4 protein-coding genes are annotated in these 4,585 nt (G+C 58.4%); 2 read left to right on the top strand and 2 right to left on the bottom strand.

The genetic code is table 11. The features are described 5' to 3' along the window. The first annotated feature begins 230 nt into the window (after positions 1-230). Together BW940_RS20645 and BW940_RS20640 are read left to right on the top strand one after the other, a co-directional pair. A complete protein-coding gene (locus BW940_RS20645) occupies positions 231-545 on the top strand; it encodes a hypothetical protein (RefSeq protein WP_076611026.1) in 315 nt (104 codons plus the stop codon). 134 nt (positions 546-679) lie between these two features. Further along, entirely contained in the window at positions 680-2,455 is a 1,776-nt protein-coding gene (locus BW940_RS20640) for a nitrite/sulfite reductase (protein ID WP_076611025.1), read from the top strand. Between the two features lie 270 nt (positions 2,456-2,725). Here the strand turns inward: BW940_RS20640 and BW940_RS20635 are convergent, their stop codons facing one another. Beyond that, positions 2,726-3,196 carry a universal stress protein gene (locus BW940_RS20635; RefSeq protein WP_076611024.1) on the bottom strand — a complete coding sequence of 157 codons (471 nt, stop codon included), beginning with the start codon at positions 3,194-3,196 and terminating at the stop codon, positions 2,726-2,728. A 389-nt stretch (positions 3,197-3,585) separates the two neighbouring features. Continuing rightward, positions 3,586-3,978: an OsmC family protein gene (locus BW940_RS20630; RefSeq protein ID WP_076611023.1), complete on the bottom strand. Its 393-nt coding sequence runs from the start codon at positions 3,976-3,978 to the stop codon at positions 3,586-3,588. Between the last annotated feature and the right edge of the window lie 607 nt (positions 3,979-4,585).

Below are 4,585 nucleotides of genomic sequence, written 5' to 3'. Positions count from 1 at the left end.
GTGAGTACTGGAGTGGGCGACCCTCTGGGAAACTCGTTTCGCCGCCTCCATTCATACTTATTTCCCTCAGTGAGCCACAGCTCTGGCTCGCTGGGAATTTCGTATTTATTACTGCTCCTCTTACTGCCACCGCTGAATAGCAGATGCGGTGTTATTTTCCGTGTTCTGGCCGAATCGGTAAGCATTGCACAGGACGATGAAGGAAGGCCTGTGGCGTCCGAACCATGTGTATGTCAATCGCGTTGCGAACGTTAGACGACGGTGCCTGGATCAGCGTCAATGATTCCCGTCAGGTGAGCGTAAGCGATGTCTGGACCCTTTCTTGTGGCGTTTTTTGTGAATGTGAACCCGCGTATGTACTCCTTGAGGCGTTCCTCGATGTCCGCGTTGATGACTCGATCGTCGTTGCGGAGGCGGTTGGACAGTGTCTCGAGTGCGGTGTGCGCGATTCGATTACGCGTCTTCCCGTCGGTCGAATCGTTGACGGTGAATTCGAGTCCTATGATCCTGAAGCGGTCCAGTCAGTGCTCGAACCGGAGTGGTAGGCATCGACAGCGAGTGATGCAATAGTTGCCTACTGTCTCGAGTACCAGGGAAAACTGCCGAGAGGGGTGAGATGCGGGGAGAACTGACGGGATAGGGAGAGGGTTATATTCGCCTCATCATAGAACGGGTAGTAATGGTCAGCGACGTCGAGAAGTGGAAGGATGAACTCTATGGAACGGATATCCGTGCAGAGATAGAGCGCTTTGCCGAGGAGGGCTGGGAAGCGATTCCCGATGATGAACACGACGCTTGGTTCGAGCGGTTCAAGTGGTACGGTCTGTATCACCAGCGAGCGGGCCAGGAGTCGTATTTCATGATGCGGATCGGCCCGCCAGGCGGTGTCCTCGAGCCGGGGCAGTTCCGCCAACTCGTCGAAATCGCGGACGAGTTCTCTCGCGGCCCGGCCGAAAACCCCGAGTTCGGAAACGGCTGGATCGACGTGACGACCAGACAGGCGATTCAGCTCCACTGGATTCGACTTGAGGACGTCCCCGAGATTTTCGATCGGCTCGAGGCGGTTGGGCTCTCGACGGTGCAAGCCTGTGGTGACTCCTGGCGGAACATCGTGGGCTGTCCGGTTGCCGGCAAGGACAAACATGAGCACGTCGACGCTGATGCGCTCGCAACTGATCTCCACGATACGTTCAAGCGACACGACGAGTACTCGAACCTCCCGCGGAAGTGGAAGGTCTCAGTGACGGGCTGTGACGAAGGCTGTGGGCAGGGCGACATCAACGACTTGGCGTTCGAGCCTGCCCAGAAGGAGATTGACGGGGAGACCGTGACGGGATACAACGTCCGCGTCGGCGGTGGACTCTCGCGCAACGAACCGCGGTTTGCCCGCAATATCGACGTCTTCGTGACGCCGGAGCAGGCGGTCGACGTCGCGGGTGGTCTCTCCGGACTGTTCCGCGATCACGGTGATCGTGAGAACCGCTACAACGCCCGCATGAAGTTCCTCGTCGACGAGTGGGGGCCGGAGAAGGTCCGCGAAACGCTGCAAGAGGAGTACGTCGACTTCGAACTCGAGACGTCTGGAGAGGACCTTCGAGACTCGTACTCGTACAACGCCGGTGAGGCCGACGGGAAACACGACCACGTCGGTGTCCACGAGCAGGACGACGGCAACTATTACGTCGGGCTAAACGTCCTCGTCGGGCGAATCGGCGTCGACGACGCCTACGAACTCGCCGACGCAGCTGATACTCATGGCTCGGGTGAAGTGCGACTGACACAGCGCCAGAACATCATCTTTACCGACGTCCCCGCCGAGAATCTCGACGAGTTGCGCTCGGAGTCGGTGCTCGAGGACTACAGTCCGGATCCGCATCCGTTCCAGCGGGGTTCGATCGCCTGTACGGGGACCGAGTTCTGTTCGCTGTCGATCGTCGAGACGAAAAATCGGCAGGTTCGGTTCGGCCGCTGGCTCACGGACAACGTTTCCCTCCCCGATGGGGTCGACAACTTCCACATTCACCTCTCGGGATGTACGGCCTCGTGTGCCCAGCCGCAGATCGCCGACGTTTCCCTGCGAGGGATGAAGACGCGCAAAGACGGCGAGCCGGTCGAAGCACTCGACATCGGACTCGGTGGCGGACTCGGGGAGAACCCGCAGTTTGCCTCCTGGGTCGCCGAACGGATCCCGGCGGACGAAGTTCCCGGAGCGATCGCGAATCTGATCGAGAACTTCGCCGAGGCACGCGACGGCACCGAGAGCTTCCGTGAGTTCGTCGCCGCTCGAGACGACGCCGAACTCGCCGATCTGATCGAACCGGAGGAGACGGACTACGACGATCCGTACATGCACAACACGAAACGGACCTGGTACCCCTACGCCGAAGACGACGATCTCGACGAGAGCCCAGCACCCGCGCGGGCGGATGGAACGCCGATTCCGTCCGACGATTAGGGCGTATCGGTCCTGAGTCGAGAGCAGGGTGTGCTCGTAGTTTCCCGTGCTATCGACCGCCGCTGACCTCATATCGGCCCGGAACCTATTCTCAATCTGTTAATTACCGGGATCTCGGCGTTCGTAGTTGTGGCAATATTTGTTGAGAACTGCTGTACGACTCGCTCGTGGATCGTCTCGAGGGCATACGGAAATCTTCGATTCTCGAACCACTTCCCCTCGAGGCAGGTCACGCTGTTATGGCTCCGCTCAATCGTGTTGACCGTGACCCTACCTGACGATCATGACGGGTGTCGGGGCTCGCTTGACGACGGTTTCCGCGACGCTGCCCAGCAGGAAGCGTTCCGCTCCCGATCGGCAGTGACTGCCCATCACGATTCTGTCGACGTCGTGGTCGTCACTGTACTCGATGATCACGTCCGCCGGCTTTCCGAACTCGAGGACGGTTTCGATCTCGGTGTCGGAGTCGGCTGCGAGTTCGCGAGCCTCTTGGAAGACTTCTTCGGCGTTCTCCTCGGCCTGTTCGTGCCACTCGCGCCAGTATTCGATCGACACCGTACCGGGCGGTGCGCCGTCGTGAAACTGCGGGCGCATCACGTCGATGATGCCGAGTCCCGATCCAATCGGGTCCATGACGTGTAAGACCGTGATGGCTGCGTCGGGATAGTCCGTCAGCGCCACCTCCAGTGCTTTCGTCGAAAGCGGTGAGCCCTCGGTCGGGACGAGCACGCTCTTTGTCATGCGTTATCAAATGACTGCGAGGGAGAAATAGCCACAGTTTGTATCGCAGCTCTCGAGAACTGATAGGGGTTCTCGTAGCCGTTCAGCGGGTTACGGCACGGAAACCGAGCCACGGAACCTGCACAGCTGGGCAGCGATACCCGGCTGGCGACGAGAACCCCTATGAACTGTACTGGGTCCCGTTTCGTCCGCCGTCTCGCTTCACCAGCTAAGGGATCGGCTCTCGTTGTGATCGCTGTGGCTCGCGGCGATCGTTGGTCCCGACGCAGTTCGAGTCGTTCCAAACGCGGTCCGGCGCTCTCGCATTCCGATCTACGCGTTCGGTATCGGCCTCTCGGACTGCGTTTTGGGGTCGACGTGTGACGTCGTTCTCCGTTTGCGAACGGACGCTAGAACGCGTCGGTTTCGACCGTAATGTCGGCGTGGAGTTCCTCGCGAAGCGCTGCGTGAACGTGACAGAGTTCTTCGCCGCGTTCGATTAACTCGTCGGGTTCCTCGATGTCCGCTTCGATAGAGAGCACGAATTCGATCGCCTCGAGGTGGTCTTCGTCGTCCAGCGTTGCCTCCGCGTCGATCGTCATTTGACCGGGGTCGTCGTAGCCGGCCTTCCGTGCGCCGAGGCGGACGGCAGGGAGGAAACACGAGGCGTAGTCGGCAACGAGCACCGCGTTCGGGTTCGGCCCCGTCTGTTCCATCGGATCGATCTCGAGTGTGAAGTCGCCGATGTCGCTTTGCGTCTCGTATCCGTCCTCGCTGGTCGTCGTCAGGGCAATATCGTCCATTTCTATATTGTGCAATCATCACCATATAATGAAATATCTTGTGACTCGCTCGAGTATATATAGGGCGTGGTCTCGATCGAATTCTGGCATTGTGTTCATCGCCAAAATGGCGATATATGCTCGATTTATCGGGAAATAACTGCCTGATTGCATCAGTCTACACGGAGCAACGTTGGTAGGGAACAATCGATATATTCAAATATGATGGCATCTAGTTGCCACTAGAGTAAACAATACTATGGGCAGAGATCATTAGGTCTCGAGGGGGATGCAGTCGCGTGTCAAAACCACGATCGAGTTCTTCGGGCCACAGTGGTTCGGGTCGACGATGGGCACGGGTGTGCTCGGTATCGCCTTGTCGTTGATTGCGACACGAATTGATCGCCTCTCGCGCCTCAAGTCGCGGGAATCATCGAACAGGTCAGTAAAACGGTAGCTTTGGTCTGATACCACTCGTCACACAGATCTTACGCTCTTAACACTGTGTTTTTATAGGCGGTGCTGAAATCGCATTTAGCTAATCACAGGCGCTAAGCCCCCGTCCTCAAGGAGTACCGCAGTCCGCGTAAGCGGACAAGGAGCGCAGTAGGGAGGGGATACAGCGCCG

This window comes from Natronorubrum thiooxidans (assembly GCF_900156475.1).
Taxonomy (GTDB): domain Archaea; phylum Halobacteriota; class Halobacteria; order Halobacteriales; family Natrialbaceae; genus Natronorubrum; species Natronorubrum thiooxidans.
Note: the sequence above shows the minus strand (reverse complement) of the source record. Positions and strands in the feature narration are given on the sequence as shown.